The sequence below is a fragment of the Streptomyces sp. B93 genome (assembly GCF_018070565.1).
Classification (GTDB): domain Bacteria; phylum Actinomycetota; class Actinomycetes; order Streptomycetales; family Streptomycetaceae; genus Streptomyces.
This window is the reverse complement of record NZ_JAGPXL010000011.1, coordinates 115150-133931: the sequence shown is the minus strand read 5'-3', so window position 1 is coordinate 133931 and position 18782 is coordinate 115150. Positions and strand designations below refer to the sequence as shown.

At 72.9% G+C, this 18782-nt stretch carries 16 protein-coding genes; 4 read left to right on the top strand and 12 right to left on the bottom strand.

All coding sequences use genetic code 11. The annotated features are described in order from the left end of the window. Positions 1 to 47 precede the first annotated feature (47 nt). From KBY47_RS13835 to KBY47_RS13820, 4 genes are all read right to left on the bottom strand, one after another. Positions 48 to 1037: a malate dehydrogenase gene (locus KBY47_RS13835; protein ID WP_210921372.1), complete on the bottom strand. Its 990-nt coding sequence runs from the start codon at positions 1035 to 1037 to the stop codon at positions 48 to 50. Positions 1038 to 1430: 393 nt separating this feature from the next. Then, positions 1431 to 2687: an XRE family transcriptional regulator gene (locus KBY47_RS13830; RefSeq protein ID WP_210921371.1), complete on the bottom strand. Its 1257-nt coding sequence runs from the start codon at positions 2685 to 2687 to the stop codon at positions 1431 to 1433. A 384-nt stretch (positions 2688 to 3071) separates the two neighbouring features. Further along, positions 3072 to 3512, bottom strand: coding sequence for a DUF3017 domain-containing protein (locus KBY47_RS13825; protein WP_247694673.1), 441 nt, complete (start codon positions 3510 to 3512; stop codon positions 3072 to 3074). 736 nt (positions 3513 to 4248) lie between these two features. Further along, the gene (locus tag KBY47_RS13820; protein ID WP_210921370.1) at positions 4249 to 5103 is read right to left on the bottom strand and encodes a bifunctional methylenetetrahydrofolate dehydrogenase/methenyltetrahydrofolate cyclohydrolase; all 855 of its coding nucleotides are present in this window, start codon (positions 5101 to 5103) and stop codon (positions 4249 to 4251) included. Between the two features lie 266 nt (positions 5104 to 5369). On the opposite strand from KBY47_RS13820, the gene KBY47_RS13815 reads away from it, so the two are divergent. Next, the gene (locus KBY47_RS13815; protein ID WP_210921369.1) at positions 5370 to 6080 is read left to right on the top strand and encodes an RDD family protein; all 711 of its coding nucleotides are present in this window, start codon (positions 5370 to 5372) and stop codon (positions 6078 to 6080) included. Between the two features lie 51 nt (positions 6081 to 6131). On the opposite strand, the gene KBY47_RS13810 is transcribed toward KBY47_RS13815, so the two are convergent. Then, the gene (locus KBY47_RS13810; RefSeq protein WP_210921368.1) at positions 6132 to 7139 is read right to left on the bottom strand and encodes a helix-turn-helix domain-containing protein; all 1008 of its coding nucleotides are present in this window, start codon (positions 7137 to 7139) and stop codon (positions 6132 to 6134) included. A gap of 217 nt (positions 7140 to 7356) precedes the next feature. Here KBY47_RS13810 and KBY47_RS13805 point away from each other — a divergent pair, with 217 nt between their 5' ends. Further along, the gene (locus KBY47_RS13805; RefSeq protein ID WP_210921367.1) at positions 7357 to 8022 is read left to right on the top strand and encodes an FHA domain-containing protein; all 666 of its coding nucleotides are present in this window, start codon (positions 7357 to 7359) and stop codon (positions 8020 to 8022) included. A gap of 57 nt (positions 8023 to 8079) precedes the next feature. On the opposite strand, the gene purH is transcribed toward KBY47_RS13805, so the two are convergent. Together purH and purN are read right to left on the bottom strand one after the other, a co-directional pair. Further along, positions 8080 to 9648 (bottom strand): bifunctional phosphoribosylaminoimidazolecarboxamide formyltransferase/IMP cyclohydrolase, encoded by a 1569-nt coding sequence (purH, locus tag KBY47_RS13800; protein ID WP_210921366.1) that lies wholly within the window; start codon positions 9646 to 9648, stop codon positions 8080 to 8082. Then, the gene (gene purN, locus KBY47_RS13795) at positions 9645 to 10283 is read right to left on the bottom strand and encodes a phosphoribosylglycinamide formyltransferase (RefSeq protein WP_210921365.1); all 639 of its coding nucleotides are present in this window, start codon (positions 10281 to 10283) and stop codon (positions 9645 to 9647) included. The genes purH and purN overlap by 4 nt, the downstream gene beginning before the upstream one ends. A 279-nt stretch (positions 10284 to 10562) precedes the next feature. Between purN and KBY47_RS13790 the strand changes: the two genes are divergently transcribed. Beyond that, positions 10563 to 11384 (top strand): hypothetical protein, encoded by an 822-nt coding sequence (locus KBY47_RS13790; RefSeq protein WP_210921364.1) that lies wholly within the window; start codon positions 10563 to 10565, stop codon positions 11382 to 11384. Between the two features lie 13 nt (positions 11385 to 11397). Here the strand turns inward: KBY47_RS13790 and KBY47_RS13785 are convergent, their stop codons facing one another. Beyond that, positions 11398 to 13140, bottom strand: coding sequence for a DUF6350 family protein (locus KBY47_RS13785; RefSeq protein ID WP_247694644.1), 1743 nt, complete (start codon positions 13138 to 13140; stop codon positions 11398 to 11400). A gap of 96 nt (positions 13141 to 13236) precedes the next feature. Between KBY47_RS13785 and KBY47_RS13780 the strand changes: the two genes are divergently transcribed. Beyond that, a complete protein-coding gene (locus tag KBY47_RS13780) occupies positions 13237 to 14430 on the top strand; it encodes a helix-turn-helix domain-containing protein (protein ID WP_210921363.1) in 1194 nt (397 codons plus the stop codon). A 168-nt stretch (positions 14431 to 14598) separates the two neighbouring features. Here the strand turns inward: KBY47_RS13780 and sucD are convergent, their stop codons facing one another. The 4 genes from sucD to KBY47_RS13760 form a co-directional block, all read right to left on the bottom strand. Then, the gene (sucD, locus tag KBY47_RS13775) at positions 14599 to 15483 is read right to left on the bottom strand and encodes a succinate--CoA ligase subunit alpha (RefSeq protein WP_210921362.1); all 885 of its coding nucleotides are present in this window, start codon (positions 15481 to 15483) and stop codon (positions 14599 to 14601) included. A gap of 28 nt (positions 15484 to 15511) precedes the next feature. Continuing rightward, the gene (sucC, locus tag KBY47_RS13770; RefSeq protein WP_210921361.1) at positions 15512 to 16693 is read right to left on the bottom strand and encodes an ADP-forming succinate--CoA ligase subunit beta; all 1182 of its coding nucleotides are present in this window, start codon (positions 16691 to 16693) and stop codon (positions 15512 to 15514) included. Between the two features lie 319 nt (positions 16694 to 17012). Then, the gene (locus KBY47_RS13765; protein ID WP_210921360.1) at positions 17013 to 17807 is read right to left on the bottom strand and encodes a hypothetical protein; all 795 of its coding nucleotides are present in this window, start codon (positions 17805 to 17807) and stop codon (positions 17013 to 17015) included. A gap of 126 nt (positions 17808 to 17933) precedes the next feature. Continuing rightward, complete coding sequence (locus KBY47_RS13760; protein ID WP_210921359.1) at positions 17934 to 18761, bottom strand: hypothetical protein; 828 nt, start codon at positions 18759 to 18761, stop codon at positions 17934 to 17936. Positions 18762 to 18782 lie beyond the last annotated feature (21 nt).

The following is an 18782-nucleotide window of genomic DNA, read 5'->3' as shown; positions in this document are numbered from 1 at the left end:
CGGACCGCGTCGGGCGGCCCGGGGATCACCGGTGACGGCGGGGTGGATCAGATGAGGCCGAGACCGCGGACCGCCTCGCGCTCCTCCTCCAGCTCCTTGACGGAGGCGTCGATGCGGGAGCGGGAGAAGTCGTTGATCTCCAGGCCCTGGACGATCTCGTACTTGCCGTCCTTGCAGGTGACCGGGAAGGAGGAGATCAGGCCCTCCGGGACGCCGTAGGAGCCGTCGGACGGGATGCCCATGGAGACCCAGTCGCCGTCGGCGGTGCCGTTGACCCAGGTGTGGATGTGGTCGATGGCGGCGTTGGCGGCGGACGCGGCCGAGGAGGCGCCGCGGGCCTCGATGATGGCGGCGCCGCGCTTGGCGACGGTCGGGATGAAGTCGTCGGCGAGCCACTTCTCGTCGTTCACGACCTCGGCGGCGTTCTTGCCCGCGACGGTGGCGTGGAAGATGTCCGGGTACTGGGTGGCGGAGTGGTTGCCCCAGATCGTGAGCTTCTTGATCTCGGAGACCGGAACGCCGGTCTTCTTCGCCAGCTGGGTCAGCGCGCGGTTGTGGTCCAGGCGGGTCATCGCGGTGAACCGCTCGGCCGGTACGTCGGGGGCGGCGGCCTGCGCGATCAGCGCGTTGGTGTTGGCCGGGTTGCCGACCACCAGGACGCGGACGTCGTCGGCGGCGTGCGCGTTGATGGCCTGGCCCTGCGGCTTGAAGATGCCGCCGTTGGCCTCCAGCAGGTCGCCGCGCTCCATGCCCTTGGTGCGGGGGCGGGCGCCGACCAGGAGGGCGACGTTGGCGCCGTCGAAGGCGACGTTCGGGTCGTCGCTGATGTCGATGCCCTGGAGCAGCGGGAACGCGCAGTCGTCCAGCTCCATCGCGGTGCCCTCGGCGGCCTTCAGCGCGGGCGTGATCTCCAGGAGGCGCAGCTTGACCGGCACGTCCGGGCCGAGCAGCTGGCCGGAGGCGATGCGGAAGAGCAGGGCGTAACCGATCTGGCCGGCCGCGCCGGTGACGGTGACGTTCACGGGAGTGCGGGTCATGGCGTTCTCCGTATGACAGCTGGCGGTGGGGCGTCCCTGCCCCGGGGGTCCGGATGATCGATCTCTTGGCGTCAAGAGATCGATCAGCGGTCAGGCTATCGCGCATCCGGCATACCGCACGCCCCCGCCTCGGTGTGGCCCGTCCCACAGCCGACCACCCGGAAGAGGGGCCGCGGGGAGCACCCGGGGGGCGAGGGCCGCGGGGAGCACCCGGGGGGCGGGGGCCGAGGGCAAGAAGAGGGCGGCCGCTCGTCCGGGAGAGGTGAGACGAGTCGGCCGCCGGGTGGGGGTACCGATCCAGCGGGACTCCCGTGGGGGTACGGTTCGCGTGCCCGGGAAGCCCGGAGTCATGCGGCCCGGCGGGAGAAATTCACCCGCCCCGCCAAGCGCGGGTCACTGCGTGCAGCCCTGCTCCCCGGAGGCCAGCGTCACGCACGCCACGGCGTCGCCGGCCTCCCCCACGGCCACCATCGGGGTGTACGCGATGGTGTCCCCGGCCTCCGTGATGGTCCCTTCCTGCGGATCGGCCCCGTCCACGGTCACCCGCACCTCGTCCCCGAGGGCACCGGCGGTGATACGGGCCCAGGCGACACCGCAGGTCTCGCTGTACCGCACCTCCAGCAGGGTGGTGCCGACGGTGGCGCTCTCGGCGGTGGTCACCAGGTCGCCGCTGCACCCCATGCTCTCCGCGTCCTTGCCCGTGCAGCTGTCCCCGCTGCACTTCACCCCGGGCGGCAGCTTGGCCTCGGTGGTGACGGTGGGGGTCGGCGTGGGGGTGGGGGCGGCCTGCTCGCCGTCCCCGCCGCGGTTGGTGAGCAGGAAGCCGAGGACGACCACGACGAGTACACCGACGACCCCGGCGATGACCATGCCGAGCCGTCGCCCCCCGGAACGACCGGAACCACCGGGGCCACCGGGGTCGCCCGGCCCACGGGACCCGTCACGACGACGGCCGGGCGGCGGCGCGCCGAAGGCGCCGGGCACGGGGGCGGTGACGGGGCCGGCTCCGGCGGTCGGTCCGGCGGGTGCCGCGGCGGTCGGACCGGAGGCCGCGGCGGAGACCGTCCCGGGCCTGCGCCCGCCCGCCTGCGACGGCCCCGTGTACCCAGCCACGTTCCAGGAGTTGCCGCCCCCCGCGGGCCGGGCACCGGCGCCGCCCGCGGCGTCCTCCCGGGCGTCCGCGTCGGGTGCCGTGGGCTGCGGCGGGACCGTCGGGGCCACTCCCGCGGGTCCCGCGATCCCCGGTGTCGCCGTCGCGCCGCCGCCGCGGTGGGCGCCCTTGCCGCCCTTCGCCTTGGCCGGGGGCGGCCCGAACTCGCTGAGCGCGGCGCGCGCCTGCGAGATCCGGATCGCCTCCATGGTCATGTCGTGCCGCATCTCCGAACGGCTCCAGGCCCGCTCGGCAAGCTCCCACATGGTGGTGAGGTGCACGGGGTTGGTGCCGGTGACCTCGGCCAGCGCGACGATCGCGCCCTTGGGGGCGAGGAGCCGACCGTTCAGATAGCGCTCCCAGGACGTCTTGCTGTAGCCGGTGCGGTCGGCGACCGCGGCGACGCTCAGGCCGCTGCGGTCCACCAGGCGCCGCAGCTGGCTGGTGAACTCCCTGATCTGTGGATCGAGTTCATCGGGCAAGGCCTTCCAACGAGGCATTGCTTCCCCCTCTTCCCCCCGGTACGTGCTGGTTGTTGCCGCGCGGTCCCCCGCCCCAGAGGGATGCGCCGGGTCAGGATCTCAGTTTCCGGGCCACGGGCACACCCCGCTTCCGCGAACCTGCCAATACATCGACACAACGGACACACACCGGTGACCTCGGCGGTACCGGCTGCCTCCATACCCCTCATACGCATCCGCGCCGGGGTCGTATCAGGGTGCTGTGTCAGGTCGCGGACACCGTAGCGGAACGGTCACTTCCGTGCCACAGCGCACGGACAGCCGTTGAACGGGCCGCTCAGGGCGCGGGAGTGTGGGTCCCGGCGGCGGCCCGTCCTTGCTCGGGGGAGAGGATGGGCCGCCGCGTGGCACGCGGGGGCGCGGCTAGCTGCTGACGGTGAAGTGCAGGGTGTCCTTGAGGAAGGGGATCTCCAGCAGGGGGTTCGGCTGCACCATCATCGCCAGCAGGACGATCGTCAGACCGAGCAGTCCGTAGGTGACGACGTCGGTGAAGCGCGAGCGCACCGCGAGCATGCCCACGCCGGGCAGCACCCAGCGCAGCACGGCACCGCCGAGCAGCGCGACGCCGACCAGCATGGTGCCGTAGCGGAACTGGTCCAGCGCGGTCAGCAGCAGTCCGGCGCCGACGGCCACCAGCACCACCAGGATCGGCCACTGGCGCGCGGGCGCCGGGGCGGCCCCGGACGCGGCCCGCCCACCGCCCTCGGGCCGCGCGGTGTCCCTGGTGAACAGCGGAAACCGCCGGGTGACCCGACGCGCCCTGCCATCGGCGTCCGGAACGCTGATGGGGTCACGGACGGTCAGCTCGCCGTCGGGGTCGGGAGCGTCCTGGTCGGTGGCGGGGGCGGGAGCGCCCTGGTCGGTGCCGGACACGGGAGCACCCTGGTCGGCGACGGTCTCGCCGCCGGTCCCTGCCTCGTCGGCGGTTCCTGCCTCGTCGCGAGCCCCGACCTCGTCGCCGGTCCCGGCCTCATCGGCGGTCCCAGTCACGTCGGCGGTCCCAGTCACGTCGGCGGTCCCTGCCTCGTCGCGAGCCCCGACCTCGTCGCCGGTCCCGGCCCCGTCGCGGGTCCCGGCCCCGTCGCGGGTCCCGGTCCCGTCGCGGGTCCCGGTCCCGTCCTCACCCTCGTCCCCGGCAACGGCCTTGTCGGCGGCGCCGGTCTCGTCGGCGGGACGGGATTCATCGGAGGGACCGGTCCCGGCGGCGGTCCCGGCCTCGTCTGCGGGACCGCGCCCGGCAGCGGTACCAGCCTCGTCGTCGGCACCAGGCTCCACGCCGGGGCCCGTCTCGTGGCCGGCACCAGGCTCTACGCCGGAACCGACCCCGCCGGTCGAACGGGCCCTGTTGGCCGAACCGACCCCGTCGGCACCCCCCGCCCCAGCCACCGCGCCCGCGCCCTCCTCCGCACCGGAACCCGACACCCCGGCCCGCCCGGCACCCGGCGCACCGGCACCCAGCCGCCCGGCACCCGGCGCACCGCCCGGAGCGCCGCCCCCGGCCGTCTCCGTCCGCATCTCCCCGGCCCGCAGGCGCCCCGGCTCAGCCGACACTGCGCTCCGCCGCCTCGACCACGTTGACGAGGAGCTGGGCCCGGGTCATCGGGCCGACGCCGCCGGGGTTGGGGGAGATCCAGCCGGCCACCTCGGCGACCCCGGGGTGGACATCGCCGACGATCTTGCCTTCGGCGCTGCGCGAGACACCGACGTCGAGGACGGCCGCGCCCGGCTTGACGTCCTCGGGCCGGATCAGATGGGCGGAGCCCGCCGCGGCGACGATGATGTCGGCGCGCCGCAGATGGGCGGAGAGGTCACGGGTGCCGGTGTGGCACTGCGTCACCGTGGCGTTCTCGCTGCGCCGGGTCAGCAGCAGCGGCATCGGCCGCCCGATGGTGACACCGCGGCCGACGACCACGACCTCCGCGCCCTTGATCTCGACGCCGTAGCGGCGCAGCAGGGTCAGCACGCCGTTGGGGGTGCAGGGCAGCGGCGCCGGTTCGTTGAGGACGAGGCGGCCGAGGTTCATCGGGTGCAGGCCGTCGGCGTCCTTGTCGGGGTCCATCAGCTCCAGGATGCGGTTCTCGTCGATGCCCCTGGGCAGCGGCAGCTGCACGATGTACCCGGTGCAGGCCGGGTCCTCGTTGAGTTCGCGTACGACCGCCTCGATCTCCTCCTGCGTCGCCGTGGCGGGCAGCTCGCGCTGGATGGAGGCGATGCCGACCTCGGCGCAGTCGCGGTGCTTCCCGGCGACGTACTTCTGGCTGCCGGGGTCGTCCCCGACGAGGATCGTGCCGAGGCCGGGCGTGACGCCCTTCTCCTTCAGCGCCGCCACGCGGGCGGTCAGATCGGACTTGATCGCGGCTGCGGTGGCCTTGCCATCGAGAATCTGGGCGGTCATGGCCCCATACTCCCGGATGACCGCCCTCGGGTTCCAATCCGGGCGGCACGGGCCGCCGACCGGACCGCTCCCCGTATCGCCCCTTCTGATCGTTGATGTTGCACTTGCACAACACGAATCGAATGCGACTGGACAAATTCGTTCAGCCTGAAGAACGATGAACGGCGCAATACCGCGGTTCATGTTCGGGGGGCAAACCGCTCAGTTCGTGATGTTCTCCGTGCGACCCGCGTCGTCCCCGCCCATGCACCGGAGGAATGTCGCCCATGAGTTTCGGTTCGCCCAACAACCCGTACGGACAGAACCCGCAGAACCCTCAGCAGCCGCAGCAGCCGCAGCAGCCGTACGGCTACCCGCAGCAGGGCCAGCAGCCGCCCGGCTACGGCTACCCGCAGGCGCCCGGCGCCGGTGTACCCCCGCAGGGCGGCTACGGCGGCTATCCGTCCTACCCCACCGGCGGGCCCGCCGCCCCGGGTGGTATGCCCGGTATGCCCCGGGTGGCCTCCATGGGCCGCCGCTTCGGCGCCCGGGTGCTGGACGGCGTCGCGTTCATGGTCATCTACTTCGTGCTCGGTCTGCTCGGGCTCGCGGGTTCGGCCACCGCCATCGAGGACTGCGACCCGAACGCCGCCAACTACGACTCCTGCATGGAGGAGGGCTTCGGCGACCTCTTCGCCTCGATGATGGTCGTGTTCGTCATCATGGCGGCCATCGGTCTGCTCTACGAGTGGCTGCTCACCTCGCTGCTGGGCGGCACCCTCGGCAAGCTGGCCGTCGGCATCCGGGTGGTGAACGTCAACACCGGCCAGAAGATCGGCCTCGGCTCGTCGTTCATCCGCTGGATCATCCCGATCGTCGGCAGCTTCGCCTGCGGCATAGGCCAGCTGCTGGTCTACCTGTCCCCCTTCTGGGACAAGTCCGGCCGCCAGCAGGGCTGGCACGACAAGGCCGCCAGCACGATGGTCATCCAGAACTGACCGGGCAGCGCACCGCCCCGCCGGGGCGGCGCACACCTCACGGGCCGTGCCTCATCCCCCGCCGGGGACGGCACGGCCTTGTCGTGCCGCGCGCAGCATCGACGCGCCCACGGGTGTGAGGGTGTGCAGCACCCGGGCCCCGTCGCGGATGCTGGTGATCAGCCCGGCGTCCCGCAGCGCGGTGGCGTGCCGACTGGCCGAGGAGACCGACACACCGGCGGCGCGGGCGAGTTCACCGGTGGTGGCTCCGGCGACGGCGGCGTTCAGGGCCGCCGCCCGCGCCCGGCCGAGCAGGGTGGTCAGGGGCCGTGCGGGGGCGTCGTCCTCCGGTTCCGGGGCGCGCAGGTCGTCGAGCAGCGGGTACCACAGCACCGGCGGCAGCTCGGGGTCGGCGAAGCTGACGGGCTGGCCCCAGGTGAAGTAGGAGGGGACGAGGGTGAGTCCGCGCCCTCCGAGGTAGAGGTCCCGGTCCTCCGGATAGGACATCTCCAGTACGGGCGAACGCCAGCGCATCCGGGGGCCCAGCGAGCCCAGCAGGCCCTCGACCCCGCCGTCCAGCAGAGCACGGCAGCGGGCCGCGCGTTCCGCCTCCACCCGGGCCCGCGTCTGGTCGCGGTAGGGCGCGACGACGATGTCGTGGTACTCGCGCAGCAGCCGCACCAGTTCCTTGCGGGTGTCCAGATCGGCCAGTCGGCCCGCCCAGGCGGGGGCGCCCACGGTCCGGTCCAGGAGGGTCACCTCGTGCCGTACCCGGCGGGCGGGGGTGGCGAGGATGGTCTCGAGTCCGGCCTCGAGGCCGCCGTTCGCGCCGACCGGGGTCAGGAAGTCCGGGAAGTAGGCGGCCCTCGGGTACAGCGGCAGCAGTACGGTGCGCAGTGGGCGCTCCAGGCCCTTGCGGTGCAGGTGCAGACGGGCGGAGCGGTACCAGGCGGCGTACGCCCAGCGGCCCTTGCGGGACTGGAACCTGTGCAGGCTGGCCGCGATCTCCCAGAGCGGATCGGAGCCGGCGGCGAGTCTGGTTCTGGCAAGGTCCAGCTCACTGAAATGGATGCGCAGCACTTTGTTCCCCCGTCGAACTCAGCTTTTGCACTCAGCCACAACAGCATGGACCGGTTCCGCGTTCCCGGGCAATCGTACGGAGGCACACATCAACTCCCGCGTCCCTTCCGCCCCTTAGCCACGAGGACGGCGCATTGTCCAGAGCAATCCTCCCGAGACGACGGCCGCGGTCGGCGACGATCGCGGCCGGCGAGGCGTAGACCGAAGGGCCCGACGCATGCACAGCATCATCGTCGTACCGCCAGCGAGCGCCCCGGCGCCCGAACGGATCACACTCACCAGCGGTGACCGGCTCCCCTTCGGCCGGGCCGAGACGAAGGGCGCCCTGACCATCGCGCACCCGGGGGTGCCCGGCGTCGCCGGGGAGATCACCGCGAACGGCAGCTACTGGTTGCTGAGCAACCTCAGCGAGGACCAGACGTACGTCGTGGAGAACCGGGAGGACGCCAGCGAGCACATCAAGGTCCCGCCGGGCCGCGTCGAGGCGCCGGTCTCCTTCGAACTGGCCCGCGTCGTCCTGTTCGCCTCCGGTGACCTGCTCCGCTTCGAGGTGTGGGCGCCCGGCCACGCCTTCCACGGCCCCGAGGCCGAGTTCCACCTGGACCGCACCAGGCGGTACTTCGCCGTGCTGGTCGCCCTGTGCGAACCGCGGTTGCGCGACGGCCCGCACGCCCCGCTGCCCCCGGTGGAGGACCTGGTGAAGCGGCTGCGCCCGACCTGGCCCACGGTCACCCGTTCCGCCGTCCACTGGAACATCGACTACCTCGCGTTCAAGCTCCGGCAGCCCTCGGACCCGGAGTCCCTGGTCGACCTGGCCCTGCGCAACGGGCTGGCCAGCAAGGTGGACCTGCTGGGGCTCAACGGGTGGGGTTTCGAGCACTGACACGGATACCGGTCACGGCGGGGCCGGGGCCCCGCCGTGACCGGTATCCGCGCCGGATCAGTGGAAGAAGTGCCGCGTGCCCGTGAAGTACATGGTCACGCCCGCCTTCTTCGCGGCCTCCACGACCAGCTCGTCACGGACCGAGCCGCCCGGCTGGACGACCGCCCTGACCCCGGCCTCGGTGAGGATCTCCAGGCCGTCCGGGAAGGGGAAGAACGCGTCGGAGGCCGCGTAGGCGCCCCGCGCGCGCTCGGCGCCCGCCCGCTCTACGGCCAGCTTCGCGGAGTCGACGCGGTTGACCTGGCCCATGCCGACGCCGACGGAGGCGCCGTCCTTGGCGAGCAGGATGGCGTTGGACTTGACCGCGCGGCAGGCCTTCCAGGCGAAGGCCAGCTCCCGCAGCTCCTCGGCGCCGAGCGCCTCGCCGGTGGCGAGGGTCCAGTTGGCCGGGTCGTCGCCGTCGGCCTGGAGCCGGTCGGTGACCTGGAGGAGGGCGCCGCCGTCGACGGGCTTGACCTCGACCGGGTTGCCGGGGCCCTCGGGGCAGCGCAGGACGCGGATGTTCTTCTTCTTGGTGAGGGCGTCGAGGGCGCCGTCCTCGTAGTCGGGCGCGACGATGACCTCGGTGAAGATCTCCGCGACCTGCTCGGCCATCTCCTTGCTGACCGGCCGGTTGACCGCGATCACACCGCCGAACGCGGAGAGCGGGTCGCAGGCGTGCGCCTTGCGGTGCGCCTCGGCGACGTCCGCGCCGACGGCGATGCCGCACGGGTTGGCGTGCTTGATGATCGCGACGCAGGGCTCGTCGTGGTCGTACGCGGCACGGCGGGCGGCGTCCGTGTCCGTGTAGTTGTTGTACGACATCTCCTTGCCGTGCAGTTGCTCGGCCTGCGCCAGGCCGCCGGTGCCGTCGACGTAGAGGGCGGCGGGCTGGTGCGGGTTCTCGCCGTAGCGCAGGGTGCTGCTCCGCTCCCAGGTGGCGCCCAGGAAGTCGGGGAAGGAGGAGTCGTCGACCGGCGCGTACTCGCCGGCGAACCAGCTCGCCACCGCGACGTCGTACGCCGCCGTGTGCTGGAACGCCTCGGCGGCGAGCCGCTTGCGGGTGGCGAGGTCGAACCCGCCGTCGCGCACGGCGGCGAGGACGTCGGCGTACCGGTCGGGGCTGGTGACCACGGCGACCGAGGGGTGGTTCTTGGCGGCGGCCCGGACCATCGAGGGGCCGCCGATGTCGATCTGCTCGACGCACTCGTCGGGCGTGGCACCCGAGGCGACGGTCTCCCGGAACGGGTAGAGGTTGACGACGACCAGGTCGAACGGCTCGACCTCCAGCTCCTCCAGCTGCCGCCGGTGCTCGGGCAGCCGCAGGTCGGCGAGGATGCCCGCGTGCACCCGGGGGTGCAGGGTCTTGACCCGGCCGTCCAGGCACTCCGGGAAGCCGGTCAGCTCCTCGACCTTGGTGACGGGGACACCGGCGGCGGCGATCCGGGCGGCGGTGGACCCGGTGGACACCAGCGCCACCCCCGCCTCGTGCAGGCCGCGCGCGAGGTCCTCGAGGCCCGTCTTGTCGTAGACGCTGACGAGCGCCCGTCGGATGGCCCGCTTGTTGCTGTCGGCGGTGGCGGTCACTGGATAACTACCTTTCGTCCCTCAATGCGATAGCCGTTGCGGGCGAGCCGCCCCACGACATCGACGAGCAGCCTTCGCTCGACTTCCTTGATGCGCTCGTGCAGCGCGCTCTCGTCGTCCTCGTCCCGGATCTCCACCACGCCCTGGGCGATGATCGGTCCGGTGTCGACGCCGTCGTCGACGAAGTGGACGGTGCAGCCGGTGACCCGGGCGCCGTACGCGAGCGCGTCACGGACGCCGTGGGCGCCGGGAAAACTGGGCAGCAGGGCGGGGTGGGTGTTGACGAACCGACCGCCGAACCGGGCCAGGAACTCCTTGCCGACGATCTTCATGAACCCCGCGGAGACCACGAGGTCCGGCTCGTGCGCCGCGACCGCCTCGGCGAGGGCGGCGTCCCACTCCTCCCGGGTGGCGAAGTCCTTGACCCGGCACACGAACGTCGGCAGCCCGGCGCGCTCGGCCCGCGCGAGCCCCTCGATGCCGTCGCGGTCGGCGCCCACGGCCACGATCTCGGCGCCGTAGGCCTCGGGACCGGTGGCGGCGATGGCGTCGAGCAGCGCCTGGAGGTTGGTGCCGGATCCGGAGACCAGCACGACGAGGCGCCTGGCGCTGCCGGCCACGGGCTTGGCGGCCACGGTGGGGCCCTTTCTCGGGAGAGCGTTTGTATGGTCGTACGAATGCTTCGCGCCCCTCGATACGGGGAAGTGTACGAAGCGGTCGACCGTCAGCAACGATACCGGCACACCGGACGGCCCCCACGGGACGGGGGCGTGGCCGGAAGGTAGCGTCTGGGAGGTGCGGGTTCGGGTGCGGGTTCGGGAACGTGGCCGGGAGATGGCGCGTTCTCGTAGTGACGCCCGAGCCAGCCAGTAGTGCCAGTCAGCCGTAACCATCTAGGGGAAGACGCTCACTTGATGCCGGACCGCAGCCTGCGACTCCTCACGCTCCCGCCGCAGTCGGTGCTGGGAGAAAAGCGCAGCGGCGTGGTGGCGCTGCGGGAACGCCCCGCCTCACCGCCCGACGCGTCCGCGGGCGACCAGCAGCGCGGGGCTGGTCAGGACGACAATCCCTTCGCGCCGCCGCCCGAGGGCACGCCGGACCGGCCGTGGCAGCCGCGCCGCCCGTCCGGCGACGGCTCCTCCGACCCCGGCGACGGCTCCGGCAACGGCTCCGGCGGGGACGACGGAGGCGGCGGCGGGGGCGGGCGCTCCCCGTGGGGCAGCCGGTGGAGCGACCGCCAGCCCGGCCGCTCCCAGGGCGGCTTCGGTGAACGGCCCGGCAGCTCCCCCGAGGGCTCCGGCGGCAACTCCTCCGGCTCCGGCTCCGGCGGCATGCGCTGGGACCCCACCGACCCCGCCCAGCGCCGCGCCCGGTACGCGCTGCTGAGCGGCATGTGGGCCTTCTTCTTCGCCCTCTTCAGCTGGCCGTACGCGGCCCTGCTGCTCGGCTCGCTCGCCCTGTACTGGGGCATCAGCGCCCTGCGCGCCAAGCCCCGCAACGCCGACCCCGACGCCCCCGCGAGCGACGGCCCGGCCCGCCCCCAGAGGACCGCGGCGATCAGCGGTCTGGTGACCGCGTCCCTCGCCCTGGCCTTCGTCGCGGCGTCCTTCACCGCGCAGTTCGTCTACCGCGACTACTACACGTGCCGCAGCGACGCGCTGACGAGCGAGGCGCGGCAGGCGTGCGGCGATCTGCTGCCGGAGGAGTTGCGGGGGGTTCTGGGCGAGGACGGGTGAGTGAGGGGCGGCGTCACGGAGAGCTTTGGCCGGCCTCCGGGGCCTTCGGGGTGTCCGAGGGCTCGGGCGTCGTCGGCTCGGTGAGCGGAAGCAGGTCGTAGGGGCCGGTCGACGGGGGTGGGATGGCCGGTGTCTGCGCCTGTTTCTGTGTCTGTTCCGTCTGTGTCTGTTCCGCCTGTGACTGTTGCGGCGTCGGGGTCGCGGGCTGCTGCTCGGTGACCGTGGCCGTGGCCGCCGGGGTGGGTTCCTGGGGGTTGGGCTTCCCCGGGCGGGCGAAGCCCAGCCAGGCGGCGGCGTGCGGGAGCAGCCACCAGCGGGTACGCCCTTCACGCCGTCCACTGGACGGACGCGGTTCCTGCGGCTGGCGATGTTGACGCGGTTCACGCGGTTCACGCGGTTCACGCGGTTCGCGCGGTTCACGTCGCTCCCGGCACCGCCAGCCCCGTACCGTCACCGCCACCAGCAGCCCGACCACCCCGGTCCACGCCAGTGCCGCGCCCCCGGCCTGCCACCACACCGGCCCGAACCGGGACAGCGCCGCCACCCCCAGCGGACCGCCCGCCAGCGCGGCCAGCGCCGCGAGGCCCGCCCCGCACAGCACCGCCGCCAGCCCGCCCACGGTCACCGTCCGGCCCGCCGACCAGGCCGCCGTACGGCCACCGCCGCGCGGCGCCGCGGCACCCGCCACGAACCAGCCCACCGTCACCGCGCCCACCACCGGCACCACCGCCACGGCCCAGTGCAACGGCGTCCCCGCCCCCTCTCCCGGCACCGCCGCCAGCAGCGGGAACGGCGGCAGCAGCGGGGCGGGGTCGGCGGCCAGCGGTCCGGCCACCCGTCCGACGCCGAGACTGAAGCCGGGGCCGAGGGCGTAGGCGGCACCCCACACCGCCGCGTTCGGCACCAGCGCCAGACAGAGCAGCAGCACCGCGCACCGGCCCGAGAACCCCTCGGTGAGCTGCACGAACGCCGCCCGCGTCGCACCGCCGTGCCACACCAGCGACACCGCGACCAACAGCGCCCCACCACCGACGTACGCCGCGATCCCGGCGCCCGCCGCCCGTACCGCCGCCCCGGTCCGCTCCCAGGCCTCCGCCCCGGGGAGCAGCCGCCGCACCCGGCGGGGCATCAGCACCAGCGCCCCGCCGACGGGCTCCCGGGGCCGGCCGTACGCCGCCCACACCCCCGACGCCGCCGCCCCGACCGCGAGCAACGGCACCAGCGCGACGGTCCACCGCCACGAGGGCCGCAGATCACCGCCCGCCGCGTACAGCAGGGCGGCGCCGCCGACGGTGAGGTAGCCGAGGACGACGCCCGACCATGCCGTACGCCCCGACACGGGCGCGCGCCCGCCGCCGCAGCCGCCGTCGTCGTCGCCCTCCACCAGGTCCCGGGCCGCGCGGTGCACCAGCCACACCGGCAGCAGCATCAGCAACAGGGGTGTCACACCGACCGGCGCGGGAACCCCGGAGAGGGTGTCGGCGCGGATCAGCTCGGCGCCGTGGGCCAGCAGCCAGAGCGCGGCGGCGACGTGCAGCGCGGCACCGGGTCCGCTGTCGGGATACGGCGAGCTGATCCACAGCACCGTCACCAGCACCGCGAACACCCCGAGCCCCAGCCCGGCGGCGACCGCGCCGCCCAGCAGGGCGGCACCCAGTCCCGGGGACCTCCGGCGCAGCCGGACCAGCAGGGAGGGCCGGGGCGACAGGAGGGGGAAGGGCGGACGGTGGCCGGTCATGGGGATCACGCCCGCCATGCTGCCAACGACACGCGCTTTTCCGTCGTAACAAGCGAACCCCCGACGTGTCACTCAATATGTGTTTATGTTCTTTTTCGCACGAAGGGGCGCCCGGTGACGCAGAGCCCTGCCACCCCGCTCCCACCCCCCAAGGAACGCCGACGCCTGCGCGAGGCCGCGGGGTTGACGCAGGCTCAGCTCGCCACGCGGGTGGGCGTCAGCCGTGCGACGGTACGAACCTGGGAGACCGGCCGCACGACACCCCACGGCAGGAAACGGGAGGCGTACGCGAAACAACTGGCCGAACTGGACGCCATGGCATCCCGCCGCCGGGCGACACGCGATCAGGAACCGGCGGCGGAAACTCCGGTGCGGGTGAGCCTGGAGAAGTCCCGCCCCCCGACCGACACCACGCCCACACTCGCGTCCGAACCACCGCCACCCGCCGAACCGTCCCTCACCCCGTCCCCGGCGGACGCCCCTCCCCCGATCCCGCGGGCCGCCGAGACGCCCCTGACCCCCGCCCAGGCCTTCGACGCCCTGTACGCGTTCTGCGCCCCCGCCCTCGTACGCCAGACCTATCTGCTCACCGGGCGGCGGGAACTGGCCCGGGAGTCGGTCGAGCGGGCCTTCCAGCAGGCCTGGGACCGCTGGCCCGAGGTGGCCGTCGACCGGGACCCGGCGGGCTGGGTGCGCGCGGCGGCGTACGACTACGCCCTCTCCCCCTGGCACCGTTTCCGCCCCCGCCACCGCCACCCCGAACCCCCACCGGCGGACCCCTCCCACCGGGCCCTGCTGAACGTCCTCCTCGACCTCCCCCCGGCCCACCGCCGCACCCTCCTCCTCTACGACGGTGTGGGCCTCGGCCTCCCGGAGACCGCGGCGGAGACCGAGGCGAGCACCAGGGCCACGGCGAACCGGCTGCTGCACGCCCGCGATGCCGTGGCCGCCCAGCTCCCGGACCTCGGCGACCCGCCCACCCTCCACCGCCGCCTCGCCGAACTCGCCTCCCGCGAACGCCTCCGCGCGGCCAAACCCCCCACCGTCCGCAGCCTCAGCGAACGCCGCGCCCGCTTCTGGACCCGAGCCGCCATCGCCTTCACGGTCACCCTCATCAGCGCCACGACCCTCTCCCTCCGCACGGCCCCCACCCAGTACGAGCCCCCGGTACCCCCGGGGGAAACGGTCCGCGGAGTCCCCCCACGCACGGCCCCCGGCCCCCTGTCGGAGGAGGCGCTGAAGCTTCGCAAGAAACTCCGCGAGGAATCGTCGAGCGGCCCGGAGAGACTGGTACCGGAAGCCGACTGAGCTGCGGGCAGTCGTGCCGCTGGGGCGATGGGGGTCCCCCCTGCTCGAGCGAAGCCGAGAGCTTGGGGGAGGGTGGGCGCAGCGGCTACCCGCCAGCGCGGCGAGCGAGAACGCCGGTGGGCCCGCACCCTCGCCGGGTACGGGCCCACAAACGGTCGATCAGAAGGCTCAGGCGCTCAGAATCTCCCGCGCCAGCTTCGCCGTCTCGGTAGGAGTCTTACCGACCTTGACCCCCGCCGCCTCCAGCGCTTCCTTCTTCGCCTGGGCGGTCCCGGACGACCCGGAGACGATCGCCCCCGCGTGCCCCATCGTCTTGCCCTCGGGCGCCGTGAAGCCCGCCACGTACCCGACGACCGGCTTCGTCACGTTCTTCGCGATGAAGTCGGCGGCACGCTCCTCCGCGTCACCACCGATCTCACCGATCATCACGATCAGGTCGGTGTCGGGGTCCGCCTCGAACGCGGCGAGCGCGTCGATGTGCGTCGTACCGATGATCGGGTCACCACCGATGCCGACGGCGGTCGAGAAGCCGATGTCGCGCAGCTCGTACATCATCTGGTACGTCAGCGTGCCGGACTTCGAGACGAGCCCGATGCGCCCCGGCTTGGTGATGTCACCGGGGATGATGCCGACGTTGGACTGACCGGGCGTGATGATGCCGGGGCAGTTCGGACCGATGATCCGGGTCTTGTTGCCCTTCTTGCCCGCGTACGCCCAGAAGGCGGCCGTGTCGTGCACGGCGATGCCCTCGGTGATCACGACCGCGAGGGGGATCTCGGCGTCGATCGCCTCGACGACGGCGTCCTTGGTGAACTTCTCCGGCACGAAGATGACGGAGACGTTGGCGCCGGTCTTCTCGATGGCCTCGGCGACCGTCCCGAAAACGGGTACCTCGGTGCCGTCGAAGTCCACGGTCTGACCCGCCTTGCGCGGGTTCACGCCGCCCACGACGTTGGTGCCGTCCCCGAGCATGAGCTTGGTGTGCTTCATGCCCGTGGCGCCGGTCATGCCCTGGACGATGACCTTGCTGTCCTTGTTGAGCCAGATAGCCATGGTGTGTTGGTGTCCTCGTCCTGAGTGCTTACTTGGCGGCGTGGGCCAGCTCGGCGGCCTTGTCGGCCGCGCCGTCCATGGTGTCGACGCGCTGGACCAGCGGGTGGTTGGCGTCGGTGAGGATCTGACGGCCCAGCTCGGCGTTGTTGCCGTCGAGGCGGACGACCAGCGGCTTGGTGACCTCCTCGCCGCGCTCCTCCAGCAGCTTCAGGGCCTGGACGATGCCGTTGGCGACCTCGTCACAGGCGGTGATGCCACCGAAGACGTTGACGAAGACGGACTTGACGTCCGGGTCGCCGAGGATGATCTCCAGGCCGTTCGCCATCACCTGGGCGGAGGCGCCACCGCCGATGTCCAGGAAGTTGGCGGGCTTGACGTTGCCGTGCTGCTCACCGGCGTAGGCGACGACGTCCAGGGTCGACATGACCAGACCCGCGCCGTTGCCGATGATGCCGACCTCGCCGTCGAGCTTGACGTAGTTGAGGTTCTTCTCCTTGGCGGCGGCCTCGAGCGGGTTGGCCGCGGCCTTGTCGTGGAGTTCCTCGAAGTCCGGGTGGCGGAACTCGGCGTTGTCGTCCAGCGACACCTTGCCGTCGAGGGCGATGACGTCCCCGTTCGCGACCTTGGCCAGCGGGTTCACCTCGACCAGGAGGGCGTCCTCCTTGATGAAGGTGTCCCAGAGCCGGACGAGGACGTTGACGACCTTGTCCGCGACCTCGGCCGGGAACTTGGCGGCCTCGACGATCTCGCGGGCCTTGGCCTCGTCCACACCGTCGATCGGGTCGATCGGCGTCTTGGCGACGGCCTCCGGACGGGTGGCCGCCACCTCCTCGATCTCCACGCCGCCCTCGACGGAGGCGATGGAGAGGAAGGTCCGGTTGGCACGGTCGAGGAGGAAGGAGACGTAGTACTCCTCGACGATCTCCGGAGCCGTCTCGGCGATCATGACCTTGTGGACCGTGTGGCCCTTGATGTCCATGCCGAGGATGTCCGTCGCACGGGCGACGGCCTCGTCCGCGCTGGCGGCCAGCTTCACGCCACCGGCCTTGCCGCGACCACCGACCTTCACCTGCGCCTTGACGACGGACTTGCCGCCCAGACGCTCGGTGATCTCGCGCGCCGCCTCAGGCGTGTCGATGACTTCACCGGCCAGCACCGGTACATCGTGCTTGGCGAAGAGGTCCCTCGCCTGGTACTCGAACAGGTCCACGCGCTTCCGTCCCTATCAGTGATCTCGCGGTTCGTTGGATGCGTGGGCGTGCCGCGAAGGGCAACGTGACGACGTCCGCTGTGTCACAAGGGAAGCGCACACGGTGTCCGAGGGCGCGGCATGTCCGTCTCGCAGGTTATCCCCGCTCGGCGAAGCTCTCTAAATCGCATCTCACACGTGAGCGGTGATACCTGTCACATGATGCCATCCTCTCCGGCACCCCGTGCCGGAAGTGCGGGGCCTCACCGGGCTGGGGCTGGCCCGGTGAGGCCCCTGAACAGCGCCTATGGCTCAGACGCCGGGATACAGCGCCTGTGGATCAGGAGCCGTACGTGTGGTGCAGGTTGTGGTTGCCGTACGAGCCGTACAGTCCGAGCACGTCCTGCGCGTAGCCGGGCGTGGCGTCCCGCACGACGCCGTCGGCACCACTGACCGCATGCCCGGTCAGCGCACCGCCACTCTCCGCGACCTGGTGCGCGTACGAGCCCACCTGCCCGGCGGCACCCTCACCGAAGGCCCCGGCGTGCCCGGCGAGGCCGTCCGCCAGCGGGCGCACCCCGGCGGTGGCACCGTGGCCGAGCGCCCCGGCGTCCGCCACGGCCTGCTCGGCGACCGGGGCCGCGCCCCGCACCGCGGTGTGCGCGACGGGCGGCAGCACGGCGTCGGCGGCCTCGTCGACGATCCTCTCCTGCCTCTCCTCCAGCTCGGGCGCGAAGGCGGAGAGCGGCCCGAACAGGTAGTCGACGGTGTCCGCGGCCTGCGCCCGCACCTGCGGCTGCGCGTCCGGGACGGCCACGTCGTCGGCGTCGGCCTGGACGGCGACCTCGGCTCCCCCGTCGGTGTGGGTGACGTCGACGGTGCCCCAGGCGGGGAGGGCGTCGGCGACCGTGTCGGTGGTGTCGGCGACCGTCTCGGCGGCGTCGGTGGTGTCGGCGACCGTCTCGGCGGTACCGGCGACCGTCTCCGTGGTGCCAGCGACCGTCTCGGTCGTCGCGTCCGGCGTGGAGAGCGTCGAGGCGGGCAGCTCGTCGGCGCTCGCGATGCTGGTGCCGAGCGCCCACGCGCCGGTCACTCCGGCCGCGAGCACGATGGAACGGCGGATGTTCTTGTTCATGGGTACGTCAGATCCTTACGGGATTCTGGGGACATTCCGGTGCCCGGAGCCCTGAGGGGCCGTCCGGACCGGCGGGCAGACCTGGCCCGCCCCCGCGCGGCAGGTCATGGCGGGGTGAGGCCTGCCCTAGCCGGGGAAGAGGGGAATGTCCCGATACCGCTCGCGCGTCCCGTCCGCCACGACAACCGCGGCGGCACCCGGCGGCAACCGCACCGGCGCCCGCCGCTCCACGGTGACGGCGTACGCGTCCCCGTGTCGCGAAGATCCGCTGTCCGCCGCCGACCGGTTGCCCAGCGCGCCGTCGCCCTCACCGGCGGGCGCGTGGCGGTGCGGCGGTGCGGGAGCGGCGCCGTCGGCCATCCGCCCGTGCGACGCCTCGACGCCCCGGGGGACGCCGACGGCTCCGACGACCGCTTCCGGCCCGACGGGGCGGGTGTGCGGCCCGTGGAACTGCCCGGTCACGGCCGAGACGGGCCGGGCGCTACCCGCCCCCGCGTCGGCCGCCGACGAACTGCCCCCGTCCTTCGCCCCCGACGCGGCCTCGGAACCGGAACGGGAACCGGAGCCGGGTCCGGACTCGGACTCGGACTCGGCCGCCGGCAGGATCCGCACCGGTTCCTCCGGCAGCTCCGACAACTCGGGCAGCTCCGGCACCGCGGGCTCCTCCGGCAGCTCGGAGAGCCCGGACACCGCATCCGGGGACACAACGGTCACCGACCGCGGCCCCACCTCAGGAGCCGCGCTCCCGGCACCGGACACCACGCTCTCGGCGGCCTTCACGACCTCCGCCGCCCCCACCGCCTCCGCGGCCTTCGGGGCGACCACCGGCGTCCCCTCCGCCGCCTGCGCCTGCTCTCCCCAGAGCACCCCGAGCACGAACAACCCACCCACCAGCAGCGCGACCCGCAGCACGCGCACGGCGGCGGCGCGGGACAGAACTGCCGGACAGATCAAGGGGGAGCTTCCTCCGTGCGG